We start from the raw sequence: 22442 nt of genomic DNA, 5'->3' as shown, positions 1-22442 counted from the left end.
ATACACATTCTATAAAATAACGACCGCATACCAAGTAACTCCTACGAGAAGCACTAAAAGAAGAATGATATAAATAGCAGATAAGTTTTTTACATTCCTCTTTGTAGACTTACCGTAATTCTCCTCCACATTTCGTGCAACTAGCACGGTCCCAAGCAGTGATACAACTACAATAATAACAACTAGTGAAATCGCAAAACTCATTGTCTTTTCACCTCTCTAAGGCCAGTCTATTTAAACAAAGAAGATACATATAAAATGTCCTTCTTAAGGTATCAATAAAATACTACCTTTCTTCTCTTATCATAATAGAAGTTTGCGAAAAACGGACCAACCACTTTTAGGTTTTTTTGCTCATCCACTTTAAAATAAAAAACAACTGATTTCCTAGAATCAGTTGCTTTTTTACGAGGCTAATTATATTCATTTTCACTTAAAATTAATCCGATTTAAAAGTTTGGTCTTTTCATAATGAAACATCGATTGAGATAACTCAAAAATGGTTCCATTTACAAGATGAACTGTATTTTCAATAAGAAGTGCCGGATCACCTTCATTTAGTTCTAAAAGCTGTGCATTTTCTTTATTTACTTTTTCACAACTAATAACTTTATCGGCAAAGCCAATATTTAATCGTAAATCTTCAATGAAATAACTGTATACAGAGCTTAATGCTATGTCTTCATTCAAATAAAGAATGATATCCTTTTTGAAATAACTTACTTCAATAGAGAATGGTTTCCCATCTACAATTCTTAAGCGCTTCAAAAAATATAACCTAGTTCCAACTTCACATTGCATCTGCTTTGCTATCTCTTCATCCGCATCTATTACTTCAAGCTCTAACACTTTCGTTTCAATATTTTGTGAAACGAGGTTTTTCGTTAATCCACGCAAACTGCCTAGATTAATGTAATCTGTTACAGAAGTTTCGCGTAAAAACATTCCACTACCTTGCACTTGAAAAATATAGCCTCTATTCACAAGCTGACTAATTACTTTACGTATCGTATTACGGCTTACTTCAAATCGGTTCATCAACGCTTCTTCTGTAGGTAGTTTTTTCGTTTCATTAAAAAGCCCATCTCGAATGTCTTGCTCTAAAACATCAGCAATTTGTTTATACTTTGCACTCATACACTTTCTCCTAAAATACTCTTTTATCTGTTATAACTCTTCTCCTCTCGTTTCGATCACATGCTTATACCAATGAAACGAAAGTTTCTTCTTACGTTTTAAGTTATCATTATGATCGACAAAAATAAAGCCATATTGCTTTTTATATCCATTTAGCCAACTTAATAAATCGATAACAGACCATGCATAATAACCTTTTAAATTAATTCCCTCTTGAATTGCACGCTTCACTACTTTTAAATGATCTTCAATAAATTTAATTCTCGGAACATCTACAATTTCTCCGTCAATGATTGGATCTTCATCACCAAGTCCATTTTCCGTTACATACATTTTTATGTCACCGTAGCGTGCTTTCAACATATGCAATCCATCTAAGAAACTTTCGGGAGATATTTCCCATCCCCATTTTGTATATGTTTTATCATCCATTTTAACTGTTCGATAAAAACCATCAAAAGAAGGACTACCTGGAGCAAGTGTTGAGTTTTCTCGAGAATGTTCCTCATTCTTTATATCCATATCGTATCTTTCCACTCGTATCGGTTGATAATAATTCAAACCAATAAAATCATTTTTTTCGGCATTTTGTTTAATAATTTCTAATTCTTCAACCGTCCAATTAGGAGTCCATCCTTTTTCCTTTAATTGTTGTACAACATAAGATGGATACTCACCTTTTAAAACTGGATCATAGTACCAATACGTTTCATATTCATTCGCATGATTTGCTGCTAGTATATTTTCTTTTTGATCATCCACACTATAAGCAGGTAAGAAAACATGCGTGATACCAATCTCTCCATATTGTTTCAACTGCTTGTACACTGCAACTGTTTTTGCATGTGCATAAAATACATAATGAGTCGCTTGAAAATACTTTGGAACATCATTTTGTATTCCTGGTGGATGTGCACCTTTTAAATAGCCTAATCCACAAAACATTACTGTTTCATTAAAAGTAATCCAATGTTTCACTCTATCACCAAATGCCTTAAAGCAAATTTCTGCATACTTTACAAAAGCCTCTGCTGTTCGTTTATTCGTCCACCCACCATCTTTTTCTAACGGTAATGGTAGATCCCAATGATATAAAGTGGCAAACGGTACAATCCCGTACTTTAAACATTCATCAATTAAGTTGTTATAAAATGCTATTCCTTTTTCATTTACCTCTCCATCTCCAGTCGGCAATATTCTCGCCCACGAAATAGAAAAACGATACGATTCTAATCCCATCTCAGCCATTAAACGAACATCTTCCTTATATCGATGATAATGATCAACAGCTACATCACCATTTGTCCCATTGTATGTTTTGCCAGGAATTTTTGAAAACTCATCCCAATTCGTAACACCTTTTCCATCTTCATTCCATGCACCTTCTACTTGATAAGAAGCTGAAGCAGCCCCGAATAAAAAATCATGTGGAAACTTCATAGTATATACCTCCGTTTCATTAGAATAAATAAAATTCATCATTACATATAAAATTTATAGGTACAAATTTTATATGTGTAATTATAGCTTAAGTTTCAATTTTTTTCTATCATGAACGTATGATATATAAAACTATATTTAATGTTAATTATTAGAAAACAAAAAAGAAGCGACGTATTTCATCGCTTCTTACTCTCATCAGCTTTACTCTTTTACAAGTGACTTATTCGCTCTTATAACTTCTTGATAAAGTAATGGTGACCATTTTTCATTTAAATAATCTTGCATTATCCAGCCCACTCTCGTAGGATTCTTTTGCTTCATATAATTTGCAATTTCAGGATTTATGTAGGACGCATAATAATATGGACTATTCCATGCTGTACCACCAGAAGACAAGCTTGTAAAATTAATATATAGATGATTAACATCTTCACTATTGTTAATCGTTTCATTTATTGTATCTTTAATAGCGTTTACTTTCTCATCATAACTCACTTTATATTGATCTTGTACTGTTACATTTACATTTTGATTTATAGTTGAGGTAAACGTCTCATTGTCTGGCCAATAGAAATTATTATATCCCCCAGATTCATTACTACCACTATATCTTTTTAGTAATACAATTTTCCCACGAGCATCTCCAAGCTTTATATTCCCTTCTGTTTTTAAAAAGATTGGATCACGAAAATAATTTTTCTCAAATGTACTACTAAATGAGTTTTCCGCCCCTTTCATATCCTCATACTCTTTTTTTAAAGACATAATAATCGTTTCACTTGGATTATCTTTTAAAAATTGTTTCGCTTCGTTTATAAATTCATGCAGTGTTACATAAAGATATAATGGCCCATGATGAAGAACTATCGTATTATCATCTGTTAAACGCCCTCTTATATCAAAAATTCTAGCTCCGTGATCCATTTGATAACGAAAATCATATTCTTGTGTCATTCCCCATACTTGCTTTATCGGATTTTGCAACTTGAACGTTCCACTGTCATGTGTTCCTGGAATTGAAATTCGTGCTAACGGTATGTCATCACGTATAGGCTGCATCCACCTAGACCAATTTTCAAGCTCATTAATAGAACTAGCTGCAACGGTTTTCTTATCATTGAAAGCAAATACAAAGGTGCTAAGTACCATACTACATATGAATAACTTCAAAATAAACTTCTTATTGTTCATTATTATTCCTCCTTTTTCTGTTTTACATCTAACTTATTGAATATAATGTAAGCTACTTAATAAATAATGTTTCATAAATATGGAATATTGCATAGAAGTAAAATTTAAAAACATCCACATATTCTCAATGCATTAGAAAAATTTAATATCCCTTTTCACTAGATAAATTATAGTAATCAACAATACGAACTTCAATGGGCTTTCATATGCAATATTTCATATTTGGGTCCTACATGATATAAATAAAAAAACTTATGATGATTATTTATTCCATACGTGCTAATATACTTATATTAAAATGTAAATACATACCTTATATACTCTGAACTACATTACTCAACAGGTAAAACTTAATTTTTTATTGGGAGGATTTACAATGAAATTATTAAAAATAAAGCATATAATTCCTTTATCTGCAGCAGCAATTACATTCGTATGTAATCAAGGTGCAGCTGAAGCTTCCACCATACATACAGTAAAAAAGAATGATACACTTTGGGGCATCAGTAAGCAATATGGAGTTTCCATACAAGCCATTAAACAAGCGAATAATAAAGGAAACGATCAAGCTTTTATTGGAGAACAGTTACATATTCCAGGATCTATGAAATCAAATGAGGTTACAGTTCATCAAAACGAAAAAACTTCGAACACTTCTGGACAAATTATTTACCAAGTACAGCCGGGAGATTCATTAGAAACGATAGCAAAGCGTTACAATGTTACCGTTCAATCTATAAAACAAATTAACAATACAGTTGGAAACAAGCTTTATACAGGACAACATGTGAAAATTAATTCAAGTATTTCAGAAAAAGAAAAAGACTTAATGGCACGCTTAGTTACTGCTGAAGCGGGTGGCGAATCATATAAAGGAAAAGTGGCAGTGGCGAAAGTTATTTTAAATCGTGTAAATGCAAAAGGTTTTCCTAATACAATAACAGGCGTTATTTATGAACCTATTAAACACGGATATGCATTTACTCCTGTTACAGATGGAAGAATTAATCAGCCTGCAAGTGCAGAAGCAAAAATGGCAGTAGAAGAGGCTATCTCCACAAATGGAATACATTCTGATTGGCTTTATTTCTACAACCCAAAAACATCAACAGACAAATGGATTACGACACGTCAAACAGTAGCAGTAATCGGTAACCATGCCTTCGCTAAATAAAACTATAATTCCCTTCTAATTTATGTACTTAACAACTTTTTCAAATGATGAACAGACCTTTTTACTGAAAAGGTCTGTTCTTTTTATATGCTTTTATGAATCATATGACAAAGTGATTATTTAAAACTATATCTCCTTTCAAATAAAAACATTTGTATTTCATCCACCACTCAGAGAAATTGAAAAAGTATAAAGTTCAAAAACTTTCTCTTTATTCATGAAAGCTATTTCTTAACTTCATAAAAGTGTTATACACTAGGAAAATGGCAAACAAACTATTCGTTAGCAGGTGAAAGAATATGTATGATGTTACAATTATCGGTGCTGGAGTGAGTAGCATTTTTATGGCTTATACATTAGCCAAAAGCAACAAAAAGGTTTTAATTCTTGATAAAGGCAAATCGTTAGAACATCGAAATTGCTCTTTAGAACAAGGGGAAATATGTAACTGTACTGTATGTGATAAATATTTCGGGTTTGGTGGTTTAGGAAAGTCTGAAGGGAAATTTAATTATACAAACGGCTTTGGAGGCGAACTTGAGCAAAAAGTAGGTAAAGAAGGTTTTATGCACCTGATGGCTGAAGTAGATGAAATTCTATGCCAGTTTGGCGGAAGTTCAGTTTCAAAATATTCTACAGAAAATCTAAATCTTACTAAGAGAGCTGAAGCGTGTGGTTTACAAATGTTAACAACGGAAGTAAGGCATCTGGGTACTAAACTTTCCAACAGCATTTTTCAGCAGCTCTATGAATTTTTACTTACGAAAATAAATATTCAATTTCATATAGATGTACAACATATTATGAAACAGAAAGATCATTTCAAAATAGAAACAAACCAAGGAATAGTTCATTCTAAACAACTAGTATTTGCAACTGGGCGCTCTGGGGCTGATTGGTTAAAAGAAATGTGTACTTCTCTAAATATTTCTCAGGAGCAAACACGTGTAGATTTAGGTATTAGAGTAGAAATGAAAGAACATCAATTACGTTCTATATTAAAAGATACTTTCGAAACGAAACTTTCTTATCAAAGCGAAAATTTCACAGCAACTACTTACTGTATGAATCCAAAAGGACGCATTATTCGGAAGTACGAAGAAGGTTTAGTTATGCCTGACGGTCAAAATTTTCGAGAACGAGGAACTGGCACTCCTAACTTAAATTTCACTTTGTTTATCCCGCGCTATTTTCCAACTCTCAAAGAAGCAAATGTATACGCAAGTTCAATTATTAAAAACATTAACCAAGGACGAGATCGGATTGTTATACAGCGCTTAGAGGACTTAATAAAGAAACAACCTACTATGGAAAAAGATATGAAACATAATCGTATACACCCTACACTACACGGAGATTATGGAGATTTGCATAAAGAAATCCCTCCATTATATATTGAAGGGCTCAAAGCATTTTTATTACGTTTAGAACAATTTACCCGAGAACCTATCGATCAAGATACTTTATTATATGGAATTGATGGAAAGTTCTATGCTCCTACGATAAAAATCAATAACCATTTTGAAACAAGTATGAATGGGCTATTTTTAATTGGAGATTGTTCAGGCGTCACTCATTCATTATCTCAAGCAGCCGCAAGCGGTCTGTATGTTGGAAAATATTTATCAGATATTTAAACTCTTTAATTAAGATGCCAGTCAAATGTTTTAAGTCTCACCACCACTTTACTTATCTAGTAATAACGTTAATGAAATCCTTATCCCTCCCCCGCTAATGATTAACCCACAAAGAATCAGGATTTTACGGGATATATGAAAAACTACATTCTATGTAGAATGTAGTTTTCTACTAATTAATATAACCGTTTACTTTAAAATAACTTTTTTAAATTCTAACTAATTTAATGTCAATAATTTAAAAAGGGTCTATTCATTTTCACTTTCATTTGTTCGATATTTTGTAACATCATCATAGTGTTTATTATGTTAGGATGTCTATAAGTCACTTTCGCTACAAATATGACTTTTTCTGCTCCGTTTCTAAAAAAATTAGATTTATGTTACTTCGCTTTAAAATTCCCTATCATATGTATATGAATACTTCAAATTATTACCTTTAGAAAAACATAATCTAAATGGTTCATTACACTCTAATAGTTATAAAAATATAATATATAACATTGGTTAAATAATCCATATAAAGAAGGTGTAAAAATGAAGAATAAAATAAATTTACAAATGCAAAATATAAGCTTTGTTATACTAATTGCTTTAGCAGTATGGTTAAAAACATACCTTATTACACGATTCAGTTTTGATTTAAAAATTGAGTCTTCTACACAAGAGCTTATTTTATTAATTAGCCCCCTAGCTGCATCATTAGCATTTGTTGGATTAGCATTATTTGCAACTGGTGAAAAGCGAAATTATATAGCGCTATGTATTAATTTCTTATTAACTATAGTTCTCGTTGGAAATGTAATGTTCTATGATTTTTATAGTGATTTCGTTACGTTACCAGTACTTGGACAAACATCAAACTTTACACAATTAGGCGGCAGTATTAAAGAAATATTAAACTACAAAATTATACTCGCATTCGTAGACATTATTTTCTTCTTTATTTTGTTAAAGAAGAAATCAATAGTCTTTAAAACAGGACGTGTAACTCATTCTGCACGCTTGTTATATTTTCTCTTAACGATTGCTGTATTTTTTGCGAATCTACATCTTGCAGAAAAAGAGCGACCTGAATTATTAACGAGATCCTTCGACCGAGTAATGCTTGTTAAAAATTTAGGACTATATACTCATCAAATATATGATTTAACACTGCAAGTAAAAGCAGGATCACAAAAAGCACTTGCTGATAGTAGTAAACTACAAGAAACAGAAAACTACGTAAAGGCAAACCAAAGTGAACCGAATCCTAATATGTTTGGTGCAGCGAAAGGAAAAAACGTAATTGTCGTTACTCTTGAATCCTTGCAAACCTTTTTAATAGGTGCATCCGTCAATGGTCAAGAAGTTACACCGTTCTTGAATGAATTCATAAATGAAAGCTATTACTTTGATAACTTTTTCCACCAAACTGGTCAAGGAAAAACATCCGATTCTGAATTTCTAATAGATACATCGTTGTATCCATTAAATCGAGGAGCTGTATTCTTCACGCACGGTAACAACGATTATACTGCGACTCCAGAAATTTTACGTCAGCAAGGCTATTTCACTACTGTATTCCATGCGAATAACGCAACATTTTGGAATCGTAATATCATGTACTCTGCTCTTGGTTATGATCGTTACTACAATGAACTTGATTACAAGGTTACGCCAGAAACAAATTTAAATTGGGGATTAAAAGATATCGAATACTTTGATCAATCAGTAGATATATTAAAAACTGTTAATCAACCATTTTACGCTCGTTTCCTTACTTTAACAAACCATTATCCATTTACGTATGATGAAGATACAAAATTCATTGAACCATACAACTCTGGTAATGGCGTATTTGATCGTTACATCGTAACAGCACGTTACTTAGACGAGTCAATTAAAAAATTTATTGAGCGTTTAAAAGCCGAGGGAATGTATGATGATTCTATTATTGTGTTATATGGTGATCATTATGGCATTTCTGAAAAACATAATCGCGCAATGGCACAGTTTTTAGAAAAAGATCAAATAACAGAATTTGATACTTTAAATTTACAACGTACACCTTTATATATTCATGTCCCTGGACAAAAAGAAGGTCAAACCATTTCAAAGCCCACAGGACAAATCGATATGAAACCTACGATTCTAAATTTATTAGGGGTTGATACTACTAACGATATCCGTTTTGGCCATGATATGTTTTCAGATGAATATACCGGATTTGTTGTTTTCCGTGATGGTAGCTTCGTTACAGACAAGTACGCCTATACAAATCATACTTTTTATAATCGAGAAACAGGTGAGGTTGTAGATCTACCAAAAAAAGAAGCTCAAGAAATGATTAACCGTGCACAAAATGAATTACGAATGTCTGACAAAATTATTGAAGGCGATTTATTACGTTTCTCAGAAAGTAATAAAATTAAAACTGGAGAAGTAAAAACTAAAATTAAAGAAACTGAAAAATAATCTATATATGCGAAGGGAGCAACTAACTACAGTTGCTCCCTTTTTACTCTCTTATAACACATGATGCAATTTAATATAAAAAAAGTCCTGACATATTATATGGACGTAAGCAAAAAACAACTCCAAAATCTACTTTCAGTGTATATTTTGGAGTTGTTTTACGTTTATTCTATGATTGTTTCTAAAGTTAAATCTGTATAGGCATTATACTCACCTATATTTAAGATTACTTCACATTGACGTAATCTCAATTCAAAGAGCGTTATAGAATCATGATAAACTTCAGGATTTGATTTCATTTTATGTAATATCTCTTGTTTTTCTTGTATTTCTAAATGAGTATTTTCTACAGCTTGTTTCAAGGAGTTAAATGGATTCCTAAAGAACATATTAATATCCCGCTCTTGTGTGTTTTCAAACAGCTCAAATTGCAAGAAAAATTTCTTCATAATAGAAGCCGTTACCTCGGTATAATCTTCATTTTCTAAATACTGTTTGTATTTGTTATATAGCATCGCTCTATTCTTTGGAAGAACCCCAAATAATTTGCCGGCACTTTTCAGTAAAAATTTTGCTGGCGTAAATCGGCGTAAAATATTTACTTCTTCCATTTGTATTCTAGTCGTCATTCTATCAGTATCTCTGCGCCAGTCATCAAGTACTTTAAAGTCACATTCTAACTGTATTCGATTTTCTCCAAATAAAGAATTAAGTCCTTCACTGAGTTCTTCTAAGTACGATTGACTTTGAAGGAACTCATTATTAGAAGTTGCAATCCAATTTTGCATAGAACGAGCAAGATTAGGTAATACAGTTTGTTCTAAATATTTGTGTACTCTTCCGTTCATCGCTGTATTTAGTGCAATATCAATGTGCCCGAAATCGCTGTCTTCACTAATTAAATCAGAACAACTCTGTAATAGCTTCGGAATACGCTCAGTAAGATCATTAGTAATCTCAGTTTTCATTGCACGATATGATTCTGTAATTAAATGAATTTTTTCCTTTTCAAAAGCAGTAAGGTTATTAATACAACCATTTAGTTTAACTAACATATCTTCATTCCAATTAATAACATCTAATAGATTGTTTTCCTTCTCAACGCGTTTATCCAGAAGATATGTAATTGTTTTTCGAATGAAAAACAATAGCTTTTCAGTACGTTCTGCATCGATATTTTTATGGTTAAAGTTAAAACGAATAAACTCGGTTAAATCATTTAGTTGTTGACTACTTGTATATAACGAAGAGTAAGGGAAAAGTCTCGCATGCGGGAAATATGCGTTTATTCTCGCTTGCGTATCATGTAAAACTCTTTTTACTTCTGCTTCACTATAAATGTTATCGATTTTATTTAATAAGAAATGTATTTGTAGATTTGGTGTATGTTCTTGAATGCTTAATAGAATGTCACGTTCTTTGTCAGTAAAAGGTGAATCCGCATTCAATACGAACAATAATTCGTCTACAGAATTTAAATATTCGAATATTTCATCTCTAGTGTCGTTATTCCTATTAAAGCCAGGTGTAACTACAAATGTAAGTTTATTTTTACTTAAAAATCTGCATGGTAATTTAAATTCAACACATGCTCTCTCTCTATATGTTTGATGATGCACTGCCATCATATTATGGTAATCAGAGAAATTCTCAGTTGTTGTAATTGCTGAATCTGTTATAGCATTAATTTCTGTATGAGCATCATTTTTTAAAACCACTACATTTGAGATTGAGCTTTCTAATATATTTTCTCCTAATATAGAGTTAATAAATGCAGTTTTTCCGTTTCCTGAAGTTCCCGTTACTAAAATACGATTTGTTCTTAAATCTGCAAGCTCGCCAACTAACCATCTAAATCTGTGACCCATTTCTATATCATGCTTTTGTGCCCACTGTGTAATAGATTCAAAAAGATGTAAACTATACTCTAAGCCATTCACATGATTAATAGAATATGACAGTAGGTTTTCCGCATGTTTTATGTTTGCTGAATCTATTTTGGAAGGAAAAATCTCATCCCATGCCAATACAGCTGCAGATGGAAATACAGCGTGAGATGGATTGACTACCTTTAGCCAGTTTGTTAACAGATTTGGAATGATATCGTGTAATTGTCTAAGCATATATTGACCTTGAATTAATTCAAAGTACGTTTCCTCGTAAAGAGAAGAAATTTTATCCCATATATCGGACGAATGTATTTCGATATGTAAGAAAAATTCATTTATTGTGTTAAGCCATAATAAGTAATTTTGTTCATTTTTATAACTGTTCCAAAGTGATGAAACAATTTGCGTAAATTGCACTTGATCTACATTATTTAATGTAACTAATATTTCATAAAAATAATCTGGTGAAATATTTTTAGTAAATCCTTTATCGATATATCCTTTTAGAACCTCAAACCACGGATAAGATTCTGTTCGAATTAACTCATTCACAGCAAGCTCTACTGCACTATCAAAATCTTGCTGTTCCTCATAAAAGGAACGGGCAATTATTGTGACGTTTGGATAATCGGGATTTAAATTAACTGCTTCTTTAATAACATTGAAAGCTGAATCAAAATTATTTTGCTCGATGTAAAGAGAAAGTAATTGCAGTCCAATTTCGGTCATCAATATTTTGTTATCAGTAGTAATGGAAGTATAAACATCTTCAGCAACTGATAATCGGTTAAGTTCGAAGTAAGCATCAGCAATGTTTTTTTGTGCCCATGGTGCTAGTTCATTACTAACTTTCTCCCATTTAAAAATAGCTGCTTCAAAATCTTGATGGTGGTAATAAAATTCTCCCTGTGCAAAACGAATATAAGACCCATCGGAAATCTCATCTTTTTCTTCGTTTAAATAAGATTCTCCAAGTACTTGAAGAGGTGGTTGTGTTTCATTCTCTATTAGGAATGTTTCATAATACATCTTTTTTATTAATTGTTTTTCTAATCTCATCTTTTCCCCCACTATATCTTGAAAATACATTTTTCTCCAAATGTCAATATTTTTTTGTATGTATGCTTTTTATCTTAACAAAGAATTTCTTTTGGAAAATTTCATTTTCCTTTCATTTTTCAAGTAAGATTGAATTTTTATGAGAAAAGTTTCAGTTCTTTTTCAATTCCCTTTCAGTTGTGAGACAACATTAAATGTTCCTAATAACCTAATAACACTATAATATTCCACATTATTTTATTAGGAAAATTCAATGTGGATTGAATTATAAAAACAATTTATAACGAATATATATGCAACATTTGATTCGCTGACAAACAAAAAAACCTCATATAATAGTTGTTAGATGAACCTATATGGCACGTCTCTTCAGAATTTCAGATACATCACAATAACTTAAAAAACAACAATATTAGTCAACGGCTTTTCATACAATATCTTTCTCGAATTGTTTTCCTATAAAATATTTCAATAGTTATGTAATTAAATTCCATTAACCTATATAAATAACTAGTCCAAAAAAATATATATGCATATCATGTTATAGTAAAGAATTTAGGAAATCCTAAAAAGGAGGCATTTTCATGTTTGAAGATAAATCTAAAATAAATTACCCATATGAATTTACAGAAACTACAACAGTTCCTCTAAAGAACCCCATTGATAAAAAATTCAAGAACGGCACAGGTACACATAACTTCCCAATTAAAAGGCATTATAAGGAGCAAGTTTTATATACTGAAAAAATTAATAATAATAAAAATAAATAATCGTATCGATCCTTGTAACAATGTGCCAAATAAGAATCTATATTAGACCTTGCATAGTTATGTTTTTAGTAATGTATAAATCTCTCTTATACAACTCATGTACTTTTAAAAAGTGCTGATATACAGCGCTTTTTTTATACATAGATAATGGAAGAACTTGAATTATAAATATAAGGTATGGATTTTTTCCATACCTTTTTTGTTCTTTGCTATTTATAAATGGAGTACGCTCATGTTTACTTTGCATAATAGCACTTTAATGGCCCTTCTAGAAGAAATAAAAACTAGTTTAATTAAAAAATAAGTTCTTTAGCGTTTTCAGAGATAATCAGGATAATAATATTCGAATACATTAGGCGATAGAGTTCACCATCACTTCTCCTTAGCAAATGCTCCTACTAGCAGAATTTTACTGGTAGGAGTCATTGGAGAAAGGAGTAGATTTATGATGAATCACAAAGTTAAAGAAGTACCCAAGAATTATATAGGCAATTTATTTACACTGGGAGGTTCAACATTTTTTATCGATGCAGGAGTGGACTATAAACAATTAAGTAACAAAGAGCATATGGAATGAGGTACATTGATACCCTTCCTTTTTTATCATTTCTAGAAGTCGTTGTATTGAATTTATATAATACCTTGAATATTTTGCATCTATTTTTTCTTAAGGGATATTTATTCGGGTTACTTATTAGATTATCAATTATATTCCTTCCGATTCCTACTTTTTATAGGTCATTATTGCTCTATTATATATATTTTAAAATTTACTAAGCGTTGTTTCAAAGCTACTTAGTTTTCATAAAATATTTTTTGTTTTCGTTGGAACGAATAGGCTTTAATCTCATCTGTATCTAAATTTTCATGAAATAAATGAATGGCTATAATTTGTCTACAATCGTAGGTATGGTAATAATATGTTCCGGACTCCATACACATTACGCTTGTATATATGGTATTATCTAATGTACCTTCTTCTGTTATTACTCCACCTTTAGGAACCTCGCAATTTGATAAGATATGAAAAAGGGCCGATACTCCCTCTTCTTCGCTATCTATATCTTGAATATTTTGTTTGCCATATGCTGCCCGCACAAACCTTGATGGCGGGGTGAAATCCCCTGGAAGTCCCATTGAGCCTGAGCCCTGACCAAAAGCACTTAATGGTACATTACTCCACTCTGTTGGCGCGAATGGCTGCGATTTAAGGCCAATATATTGTCTTAAATTTTGTAAATGCCAACTAAACTCTGGACTATTAGTCATCACTCCTAGTGGGTTGTCATACATCTTTAATCCTTCATTTGTCGGCTCCAGTACAATGCAATCTCCCCATTTATCCGCTAAAATCCAATGGAGTGGCGGCGTAAGTCCTAAATCCGGTAATGGTATATCCAAAAAGGTTATGCTATCTACCGATTTCTTTAACTCTTTGACAGAATTGAATTGTGTGAGACTCCAAGTCACAAAATCAAATGGAGCCAGATTCGTTTTGTTATCATCTATACTTTTACTATAAGTAGCGAATCCTGGAAAATAGAGTGTTGCACATGTCATACCAGCTTCATTTACTCCGTCCGCCATAATGACCCTTCCTTGATGATTAATCCCCATTCCGACCGTAGCATGTTTCGTATTAATGATTTCACCAGTTATATTATTCCACTGGTAATGTCGAGGAATGACTATTACTTCTTGATTCAAATCTAATGTGAAGTCCATCGTTCTTGCAAAAAGATGCTGACCGTTTTTTGTCTGTAATGTCAAACTAGTACACATAAAGAACACCCCATTTTATGGTTTTATATACACTTTACATAATTCTGATAAATCTGTAAATTAAAAACCCTTTCCTTACAAAAAATGGGAAAGCACATATAAATTACAAATAGGTTATTTCTAGTTTATAAATGAATTTTAAAAAAGGAGCGACTTGTTACTATCGCTCCTTTTTATTTCTCTCTATATTTTATTAAAATAACCAGGAACCATTTTTTCTCTATGGACAGTATCCCTACATAACCCTCTTAAACATCTTCTCCAACTCATAAGTAGAATGATGCACCAGAATCGGTCTTCCATGCGGACATGTATATGGGTTTGTTGTTGTACGAAGTTCTTCGAGTAAAGCAAATATTTGATCGTTCGTTAAATATTGATTTGCTTTAATTGAAGCTTTACAGCTCATCATAATCGCTGCTTCTTCGCGTAGTTTTTTTATGTCTACTTTTTTCAGTTTGACAACTTGCTCCATCATTTCATCAATAATTTCTGTTTCTTGCCCTTTTGGGAACCACGTTGGGTGCGAACGAACGATAAAGGATTGATGGCCGAATTGCTCTAAAAATAGACCGACTTTCTTTAGTTCTTCTAACTGCTCTTCGACACGTAAAAATTCAGTAAGAGATAAATCAATGCGGTACGGTACAAGTAGTTCTTGTACTTCTTGCGTAACTCGTCCCACTTTATCACGGAAATATTCATAATTGATACGTTCCTGCGCTGCGTGCTGATCAATCATATATAACCCGTTATCATTTTGAGCGAAAATATATGTTCCATGCATTTGCCCAATTGGATAAAGCGGTGGTAAATCATTACCGTTCATTTCAATCTCTTTTATTTCCCCGACTTCTTCTTCTAATTCCTCTAATTCAAAGTCTTCTTCGTTACTGTTCCATGATTTCTCTTCCCGAATTGGTTCTTCGATTATCGTTTTAGTAGATGGCTGCCAATTTTGTTCTTCTCTTACTAGCGACTGTGGTGGTTGCCATTCTTGCTTCGGCGGTTGCCACAGTTGTGCTGGCTGTTTTACAGTCGCTGTTTCTTCTTGTTTTTCATCCATGCCAGTCGGTAAAATGATGTTTGGCACCTGTGATGCTTTCGGCTTTGTATGCTCAAACTGGAACTGTCCTTGCACACTTTCATCTTTTTCTTTTTTCTTCGTTGTTACACCTGCATCTGGAATGAGCTGTATTTTTTTGAATGCAGCTTGCAATGTTTCTTCGATAAGTTTTAGCAATTCTTGTTCTTTACTAAAACGAACTTCTAATTTCGCTGGATGTACGTTTACATCAACAAGCATTGGATCCATTTCAATTGATAAGAAGCCGATTGGGTATCGTCCGATTGGCAGTAACGTATGATATCCTTGCTGAATTGCTTTCATTAATACGAAATTTCGAACGTAACGGCCATTTACAATCGTTGACATATAGTTACGAGACGCTCTCGTTACTTCTGGCAATGTTACATAACCCTTAATGGTAAAGTCTAGAGACTCAGCTTCAATCGGAATCAGCTTCTTCGCAACTTGAATGCTGTAAATCGATGCAAGTACTTGTCTTACATCACCGTTTCCTGATGTATGAAGCAATTTCTTTTCATTATGAAACAGTTTTAACGATACTTCAGGATGTGACATTGCAATACGATACACGATATCTGTAATGTTCCCAAGCTCTGTATGAATAGTTTTCATATATTTAAGGCGCGCTGGTGTATTAAAGAATAAGTTTTGTACTGTAATATCTGTTCCTTTTCGGCTCGCCGTTTTCTCTTGTCTTATAATGTCTCCACCTTTAATAATAAGGTGTGTACCAGGCGCATCACCGGTGCTTGTGATTAATTCTAATTCACTTACAGAAGCAATACTCGGCAGGGCCTCTCCGCGGAAACCGAGCGTTCTTATACGAAATAAATCATTTTCATCTTTAATTTTGCTCGTTGCGTGGCGTTCAAATGCAACGATACAATCTTCTTCTGCAATGCCATCTCCATTATCAATGATGCGAATTTTCGATAACCCAGCTTCTTCTAAGTGGATTTCAATAGATGTACTATTCGCATCGATGGAATTTTCCACGAGTTCTTTTACAACTGAGGCAGGGCGCTCTACTACTTCCCCTGCCGCAATTAAATTAGAGAGTTGATCATCGAGTTTGCGAATTTTCCCCATCTACTTACTCATCCTTTCTTTAACTTTTTCTGTAAACGATACAGTTCGTTCATCGCTTCTAAAGGCGTCATATCGAGTAAATCAATCTTTTTAATTTGTGCAAGTACTGCCGTTTCTTTTGGATTTAGCACAGGCTTGTCTTGATTTTTCGAAGACTGTTCTCCTCCAAAGAAAGATAGTTGTGAATCTTCTTCAGTCTCTTCTTTCTTTTCTTGTATTTCTGCCGGTTCTTCTTTTACAACAACTGGTTCTGGAGCGACTTCTGGCACTTTCACTTCTACTCGTTTCGGAATAACAATTTCTTCCTGTCCTTCTAGTTGTGCTAACACTTCTTTCGCGCGAGCGATTAAGCTCTCTGGAAGCTCGGCAAGTTGAGCAACGTGAATTCCGTAGCTTTTATCAGCCGCTCCATCTTGAATTTTATGAAGGAAAACTACTTTTCCATTCTCTTCAATTGCTGAAACATGTACATTCTTTAGTTGGTCTAAACTTTCTTCTAACACTGTTAATTCATGATAATGTGTAGAGAATAATGTTTTCGCACCAATTTGGTCATGAATATGTTCAATGATTGCTTGTGCAAGTGCCATACCATCATACGTGGATGTACCGCGTCCAATTTCATCGAATAAAATTAAACTTCTCTCTGATGCATTTGCAATTGCATTTTTCGCTTCTAACATTTCAACCATAAATGTACTTTGACCTGAGATTAAATCATCCGCTGCACCAATTCTCGTAAAGATTTGATCGAAGACAGGTAATACTGCTTCTGTCGCTGGTACAAAACAACCAATTTGTGACATAACAGTAACAAGTGCTAATTGCCTCATATACGTACTTTTACCAGACATGTTCGGTCCTGTAATTAAAAAGACATCCATCTTCTCCGGCATAATACAATCATTCGGTACATACAATTTCCCGTTCAATACTTTTTCAACGACAGGATGACGACCATCTTTAATAAAGATTTCGCGCTTATTTGTTAAAACAGGTTTTACAAACTGCTCTTCTTCACTAACTGTCGCAAAGCTTTGCAGTACGTCTAGTTCACTAATTACTTTCGCTAAATGCTGTAATTTCGGAATGAATACTTTTACTTCTTCGCGAAGTGCTGTAAATAAATCGTATTCTAATTGTACAATTTTCTCTTCTGCTTCTAAGATTAATGTTTCTTTTTCTTTTAGCTCATCTGTTATGAAACGCTCTGCATTTGCAAGTGTTTGTTTACGCTCATAGCGCCCTTCTGGAAGTGCTGCAAGATTAGCCTTCGTCACTTCAATATAGTAGCCGAAAATACGGTTGTACCCAATTTTTAATGATTTAACCCCTGTAATATCACGCTCTCGTTTTTCAAGCTCAGCAATCCACGTTTTTCCGTTTTTACTAACGTAACGATATTGATCAAGCTTATCATTATAGCCATCTTTAATAATATCTCCATCTTTAATAGAAAGCGGTGGGTTTTCTTGAATACTTCTTCCTAGTAATTCAGTTAAGCTCTCACATGGATCTGCACCTTGAATTAACCTTGCTGCATAAGCATTATCTAAAAGACTAATCGCTTCTAAAATAGCTGGTACTTGCAGTAAAGAACGTCTTAATTGTAATAAGTCCCGTGCATTTACATTACCAAATGCAACTTTCCCTGCTAAACGCTCTAAATCATATACTTCTTTTAACTTTTCTTTTAAATCTTCACGTAAGAAGTAATCATTTACAAACGTTTCAACCATTTCTAAACGCTCTTCAACTTTTTCTTTCTGGATAAGCGGACGTTCCATCCACTGTTTTAACATACGCCCACCCATAGCCGTTTTTGTTTTGTCTAATAGCCATAATAATGAGCCTGTCTTTTCCTTCGTACGAAGAGTCTCTGTTAACTCTAAATTACGTTTTGAATGCACATCAATTTTCATAAATTGATTCGTGTAATAAATTTCTACTGGTTGCAAGTGATCTAACGAACGTTTTTGTGTTCTTATCACATAGTTAAATAAGCGTCCAATTGCTTTAATTAATTTTGCTTGGGAAACACTTTTCACAAGATGTTCTAATCCTTCTGGAATAGTTGTTGCATCTTCATACGAAATCGTCATTTTTAATGTTTCAGTTAACTTATTTAATTCATCTTTTGAAAATGTAGAATCTACAACAATTTCTTTTGAACCAGTCGCATACACTTCTAATAAAATATCTTCTACTGAACCAGTTAATAACGTCACTGTATTTTGTCCAGTCGTTAAGTCATTACAAGCTAGCGCATAAGATCCATCTTCGAAATGTGTTAATGCTGCTAAGAAGTTATTCTCCTTCTCGTCTATTGTACGCCCTTCCATCATCGTTCCTGGCGTAATTAGTTGTACTACTTCACGACGTACTACACCTTTAGCTGTTTTTGGGTCTTCCACTTGCTCACAAACAGCTACTTTATATCCTTTTTCAACAAGTTGTTCAATATAATTTTTAGCTGCATGATGCGGTACACCACACATCGGTATACGTTCACTACTACCACCATCTCGGCTCGTTAATGTAATTTCAAGTTCATGAGCTGCTTTAACCGCATCTTCAAAGAACATTTCATAAAAATCACCTAATCGGAAAAATAAAAAGGCATCTTGATAGTCTGCCTTAACCTTTAAGTATTGCTGTATCATAGGCGTATATTGCGTCATGTCTTTCCTCCATAATTCTTACATAATAATCTATATTCATATATGTCACACTTCACGGACATCCATATCTCCTATTCCAGGAGTCTTTCCTCATTATAGCACATTTCATAAGGAATCATGTTCATGCAGAACCACTTATGTACTGTAAAAAGCTAGGAAGAACTTCTCCCTAGCTTTCTCTTACTCTTCTTCTGCATCGACGATAAAGTTCGGATCTAATTCTTCAAACTCATCATCATCGACTTGGAAATCCTCGTCTGATTCTACGCAACCTTCAGGATTTACACTTACACAAATTTTCGTTTCCCCAACTACTTCTGTTACAAATTCACGTTCTACCGTCACAACAATTTTATTACCATTTGGCGATACAAGAGCTTCTAAACAATTTGGCGGCTGAATTACACGAGCGATAATTTCTAAATCGTCACCAGAGAAGTTTTTATCACGATACCCAATACTTACTTCATCATTGTAGTTAACACGTTCTGTTACAACTTCAGTCTTTGTGTTTCCATCAAATGAATACCAAGTGTTTACATCATAGAAACCTTCAATTTCCACATGTTTTCCATTCTTTCTCGCTTCGTACGAATGGTTAATTACCCAGCACCCTAAAATACTTGTTGGCTCATTATTCGATTCACATGTATGCGTTGACTTTGTATACTTACGTCCTTTTCCAACCACTGCTTTTGTAATAATCTCTCTAAATTCGGACATTCGTAACCCTCCTCAATCACTATTCACTTAATCATATGCGTGACAATAGCGGAATGTGTCATTCTTTTTTTTGAGAAGAATTTCCGATATAACCCACTAAAAAAAAGAGATGTCAATAAGACATCTCTTTAACAACCACAATTTCCTTTTTTACTTTCTACTGCTGCACCAGTTTCACCCTTCAACACATCGCCGCCAGTTGAAACTAATATTTCATCTGTTACATTGTTAGAAATGGTACTAGCAACTAGCTGTAGTAAGTCATTTACATACGTTTGTGAAGATTTAAACTCCTGTACAACTGGGATATTATCTAACTTATCTTGAAGTGCATCAATTTCAGCTTCTACTTTTTTCAAAGCTTCCCATTTCCCATAATGTTGCAAGTTTACTGCTTGTTTTTGCAAAGCTTTTATTTCATCAATTGCTCGCTTTACATTTTCATTTTTATGAATTTGTGCTTCTGCTCGCTTAAAGAAATCGACTTCTTCTGTTTCAGAGATCATTTTCGCTAATTCTTTCGCTTGCTCAACAATTTCATCTTTCGTATATACTTTCATCTATTATTTCACCTCAATCGGCTCCTTAACCAATTCCCCGTTAAGAGACCAAGTTTTTGCTTCCGTTATTTTTACTTTCACAAGCTGACCAATTAAAGATTTTGAAGCAACAAAGTTTACAAGTTTATTCGTACGTGTATATCCCGCAAGTACTTCAGGATTATTCTTACTTTCTCCCTCAACTAATACTTCTACAATTTGACCTATATAACGCTTATTCTTATTAACTGCATATTCATTCACTAGTGTATTTAAGCGTTGTAATCGCTCTTTCTTCACTTCCATCGGAACATTATCTTGCATTTTTGCAGCTGGTGTACCTTCACGCGGAGAATAAATAAATGTAAATGCCGTATCAAATCCTACTTCACGATATAACGACATCGTCTCTTCAAACTGCTCATCCGTTTCATTTGGGAAACCAACGATAATATCAGTCGTTAGCACTGCATTCGGAATTGTTTCTTTAATTTTTCGTACAAGCTCTAAATAGTGTTCTCGCGAATATTTACGCGCCATAATTTTAAGCATATCTGTACTACCAGATTGAACCGGTAAGTGGATATGTTCTACTAGGTTACCACCTTTTCCAAGAACATCAATTAAATGATTGTCAAAATCACGTGGATGGCTTGTTGTAAAACGAATACGCGCGATATCGATTTTACGAAGTTCATCCATTAAATCGCCAAGACCATATTGTATATCTTCAAAGTCTTTACCGTATGCGTTTACGTTTTGTCCAAGTAACGTAATTTCTTTATAACCGTTCGCAGCTAAATGGCGAATTTCTTTAATAATATCTTCTGGACGTCTGCTGCGCTCTTTTCCGCGTGTATACGGTACAATACAATATGTACAAAACTTATCACAGCCATACATAATATTTACCCAAGCTTTAATATCACCACGACGTACTTTCGGAAGGTTTTCAATTACATCCCCTTCTTTTGACCAAACTTCAACTACCGTCTCTTTTGAGAACATTGCGTCCTTTAGGATATACGGTAATCTATGAATATTGTGTGTACCAAACACCATATCTACATGCTGATTTTTTTGCATAATTTTATTTACAACAGATTCCTCTTGAGACATACAACCACATACACCAATTATAAGATCCGGATTTCTTCGCTTTAATGATTTTAAATGACCAAGTTCACCGAACACTTTATTTTCAGCATTTTCACGAATTGCACAAGTATTTAATAAAATCACATCTGCCTCTTCAGTTGAAAAGGTTGGCTCATATCCAAGTGTTGTAAAAATCCCAGCCATTACTTCTGTATCATGCTCATTCATTTGACAGCCATATGTACGAATGTAAAACTTTCTTCCTGCGCCAAAATTGCGAAACTCTTCAGGTAGGCCAAAATCTCTTTCAATTTTAACTTCTTCTTTCCCACGCTTTTTCGCCAATTTCAAGGAAGGTGGTTGGTATACACTTTCAAAGTATTTACTATAATCTTTCTCTTCTTTTTTCGTAGAGGAATTTGCTTGTCGACTTGCTAATCGTTGTTGCTCGTTCATCGGTAATCTCCTTTCACCCTTAACTATACACACACTCTGTAGTCCATTTTAATGCGCTTAGACCCATCTCAATGATGTTAGATAGCATGAGAGATAACTTGCCCTTTGAAACTTGAGTAATCGATCTAATCATCCGTAAGAATGAAGTCTTCCCCACACAAATAGACATTCCCTTTTTATTATTTCATCTTGTCCTACCCAAAAGCATATTGCTTTATCCCTATACA

15 protein-coding genes are annotated in these 22442 nt (G+C 33.5%); 4 read left to right on the top strand and 11 right to left on the bottom strand.

Features of this window, described 5'->3' with window-relative positions:
• Positions 1-9: 9 nt before the first annotated feature.
• The 4 genes from JFT89_RS29470 to JFT89_RS29455 form a co-directional block, all read right to left on the bottom strand.
• Positions 10-204 (bottom strand): hypothetical protein, encoded by a 195-nt coding sequence (locus JFT89_RS29470; protein ID WP_201040962.1) that lies wholly within the window; start codon positions 202-204, stop codon positions 10-12.
• 225 nt (positions 205-429) lie between these two features.
• Positions 430-1137, bottom strand: a complete 708-nt coding sequence (locus JFT89_RS29465; protein ID WP_002066704.1) for a GntR family transcriptional regulator — start codon at positions 1135-1137, stop codon at positions 430-432.
• A 30-nt stretch (positions 1138-1167) separates the two neighbouring features.
• Positions 1168-2577 (bottom strand): glycoside hydrolase family 1 protein, encoded by a 1410-nt coding sequence (locus JFT89_RS29460; RefSeq protein WP_201040961.1) that lies wholly within the window; start codon positions 2575-2577, stop codon positions 1168-1170.
• Positions 2578-2781: 204 nt separating this feature from the next.
• Complete coding sequence (locus tag JFT89_RS29455) at positions 2782-3771, bottom strand: phosphatidylinositol-specific phospholipase C (protein ID WP_016096269.1); 990 nt, start codon at positions 3769-3771, stop codon at positions 2782-2784.
• 376 nt (positions 3772-4147) lie between these two features.
• Here JFT89_RS29455 and JFT89_RS29450 point away from each other — a divergent pair, with 376 nt between their 5' ends.
• The 3 genes from JFT89_RS29450 to JFT89_RS29440 all read left to right on the top strand — a co-directional run bounded on the left by JFT89_RS29450 (position 4148) and on the right by JFT89_RS29440 (position 9039).
• Complete coding sequence (locus JFT89_RS29450) at positions 4148-4945, top strand: cell wall hydrolase (protein WP_002146141.1); 798 nt, start codon at positions 4148-4150, stop codon at positions 4943-4945.
• Positions 4946-5244: 299 nt separating this feature from the next.
• Positions 5245-6582 carry an NAD(P)-binding protein gene (locus tag JFT89_RS29445; protein WP_002066700.1) on the top strand — a complete coding sequence of 446 codons (1338 nt, stop codon included), beginning with the start codon at positions 5245-5247 and terminating at the stop codon, positions 6580-6582.
• Positions 6583-7119: 537 nt separating this feature from the next.
• Positions 7120-9039 carry an LTA synthase family protein gene (locus tag JFT89_RS29440; protein WP_002066699.1) on the top strand — a complete coding sequence of 640 codons (1920 nt, stop codon included), beginning with the start codon at positions 7120-7122 and terminating at the stop codon, positions 9037-9039.
• A gap of 164 nt (positions 9040-9203) precedes the next feature.
• Here JFT89_RS29440 and JFT89_RS29435 read toward each other — a convergent pair whose 3' ends face one another.
• Positions 9204-11987, bottom strand: coding sequence for a dynamin family protein (locus JFT89_RS29435; protein WP_033707101.1), 2784 nt, complete (start codon positions 11985-11987; stop codon positions 9204-9206).
• A gap of 584 nt (positions 11988-12571) precedes the next feature.
• Here JFT89_RS29435 and JFT89_RS29430 point away from each other — a divergent pair.
• Entirely contained in the window at positions 12572-12757 is a 186-nt protein-coding gene (locus tag JFT89_RS29430) for a hypothetical protein (protein WP_002066770.1), read from the top strand.
• Between the two features lie 795 nt (positions 12758-13552).
• Here JFT89_RS29430 and JFT89_RS29425 read toward each other — a convergent pair.
• The 6 genes from JFT89_RS29425 to miaB all read right to left on the bottom strand — a co-directional run bounded on the left by JFT89_RS29425 (position 13553) and on the right by miaB (position 22215).
• Positions 13553-14539 carry a choloylglycine hydrolase family protein gene (locus JFT89_RS29425; protein ID WP_201040960.1) on the bottom strand — a complete coding sequence of 329 codons (987 nt, stop codon included), beginning with the start codon at positions 14537-14539 and terminating at the stop codon, positions 13553-13555.
• A 235-nt stretch (positions 14540-14774) separates the two neighbouring features.
• Positions 14775-16718 (bottom strand): DNA mismatch repair endonuclease MutL, encoded by a 1944-nt coding sequence (mutL, locus tag JFT89_RS29420; RefSeq protein WP_201040958.1) that lies wholly within the window; start codon positions 16716-16718, stop codon positions 14775-14777.
• An 8-nt stretch (positions 16719-16726) separates the two neighbouring features.
• Positions 16727-19399 (bottom strand): DNA mismatch repair protein MutS, encoded by a 2673-nt coding sequence (gene mutS / locus JFT89_RS29415; protein ID WP_002128699.1) that lies wholly within the window; start codon positions 19397-19399, stop codon positions 16727-16729.
• 180 nt (positions 19400-19579) lie between these two features.
• Positions 19580-20122: an outer spore coat protein CotE gene (cotE, locus tag JFT89_RS29410; protein WP_002014610.1), complete on the bottom strand. Its 543-nt coding sequence runs from the start codon at positions 20120-20122 to the stop codon at positions 19580-19582.
• Between the two features lie 128 nt (positions 20123-20250).
• Positions 20251-20682, bottom strand: a complete 432-nt coding sequence (locus JFT89_RS29405) for a YlbF/YmcA family competence regulator (RefSeq protein WP_002033698.1) — start codon at positions 20680-20682, stop codon at positions 20251-20253.
• Between the two features lie 3 nt (positions 20683-20685).
• Positions 20686-22215: a tRNA (N6-isopentenyl adenosine(37)-C2)-methylthiotransferase MiaB gene (gene miaB, locus JFT89_RS29400; RefSeq protein WP_002137905.1), complete on the bottom strand. Its 1530-nt coding sequence runs from the start codon at positions 22213-22215 to the stop codon at positions 20686-20688.
• Positions 22216-22442 lie beyond the last annotated feature (227 nt).

The organism is Bacillus sp. TH25 (assembly GCF_016650935.1).
Classification (GTDB): domain Bacteria; phylum Bacillota; class Bacilli; order Bacillales; family Bacillaceae_G; genus Bacillus_A; species Bacillus_A mycoides.
This window is presented reverse-complemented; position numbering and strand designations above follow the sequence as displayed.

What these genes read in the sequence shown, in the direction of transcription:
- JFT89_RS29430 (WP_002066770.1), top strand. Translation starts at nt 12,572, where the DNA reads ATGTTTGAAGATAAATCTAAAATAAATTACCCATATGAATTTACAGAA.
- JFT89_RS29460 (WP_201040961.1), bottom strand. Translation starts at nt 2,577, where the DNA reads ATGAAGTTTCCACATGATTTTTTATTCGGGGCTGCTTCAGCTTCTTAT.
- mutL (WP_201040958.1), bottom strand. Translation starts at nt 16,718, where the DNA reads ATGGGGAAAATTCGCAAACTCGATGATCAACTCTCTAATTTAATTGCG.
- cotE (WP_002014610.1), bottom strand. Translation starts at nt 20,122, where the DNA reads ATGTCCGAATTTAGAGAGATTATTACAAAAGCAGTGGTTGGAAAAGGA.
- JFT89_RS29405 (WP_002033698.1), bottom strand. Translation starts at nt 20,682, where the DNA reads ATGAAAGTATATACGAAAGATGAAATTGTTGAGCAAGCGAAAGAATTA.
- JFT89_RS29440 (WP_002066699.1), top strand. Translation starts at nt 7,120, where the DNA reads ATGAAGAATAAAATAAATTTACAAATGCAAAATATAAGCTTTGTTATA.
- miaB (WP_002137905.1), bottom strand. Translation starts at nt 22,215, where the DNA reads ATGAACGAGCAACAACGATTAGCAAGTCGACAAGCAAATTCCTCTACG.
- JFT89_RS29435 (WP_033707101.1), bottom strand. Translation starts at nt 11,987, where the DNA reads ATGAGATTAGAAAAACAATTAATAAAAAAGATGTATTATGAAACATTC.
- mutS (WP_002128699.1), bottom strand. Translation starts at nt 19,399, where the DNA reads ATGACGCAATATACGCCTATGATACAGCAATACTTAAAGGTTAAGGCA.
- JFT89_RS29470 (WP_201040962.1), bottom strand. Translation starts at nt 204, where the DNA reads ATGAGTTTTGCGATTTCACTAGTTGTTATTATTGTAGTTGTATCACTG.
- JFT89_RS29425 (WP_201040960.1), bottom strand. Translation starts at nt 14,539, where the DNA reads ATGTGTACTAGTTTGACATTACAGACAAAAAACGGTCAGCATCTTTTT.
- JFT89_RS29445 (WP_002066700.1), top strand. Translation starts at nt 5,245, where the DNA reads ATGTATGATGTTACAATTATCGGTGCTGGAGTGAGTAGCATTTTTATG.
- JFT89_RS29455 (WP_016096269.1), bottom strand. Translation starts at nt 3,771, where the DNA reads ATGAACAATAAGAAGTTTATTTTGAAGTTATTCATATGTAGTATGGTA.
- JFT89_RS29465 (WP_002066704.1), bottom strand. Translation starts at nt 1,137, where the DNA reads ATGAGTGCAAAGTATAAACAAATTGCTGATGTTTTAGAGCAAGACATT.
- JFT89_RS29450 (WP_002146141.1), top strand. Translation starts at nt 4,148, where the DNA reads ATGAAATTATTAAAAATAAAGCATATAATTCCTTTATCTGCAGCAGCA.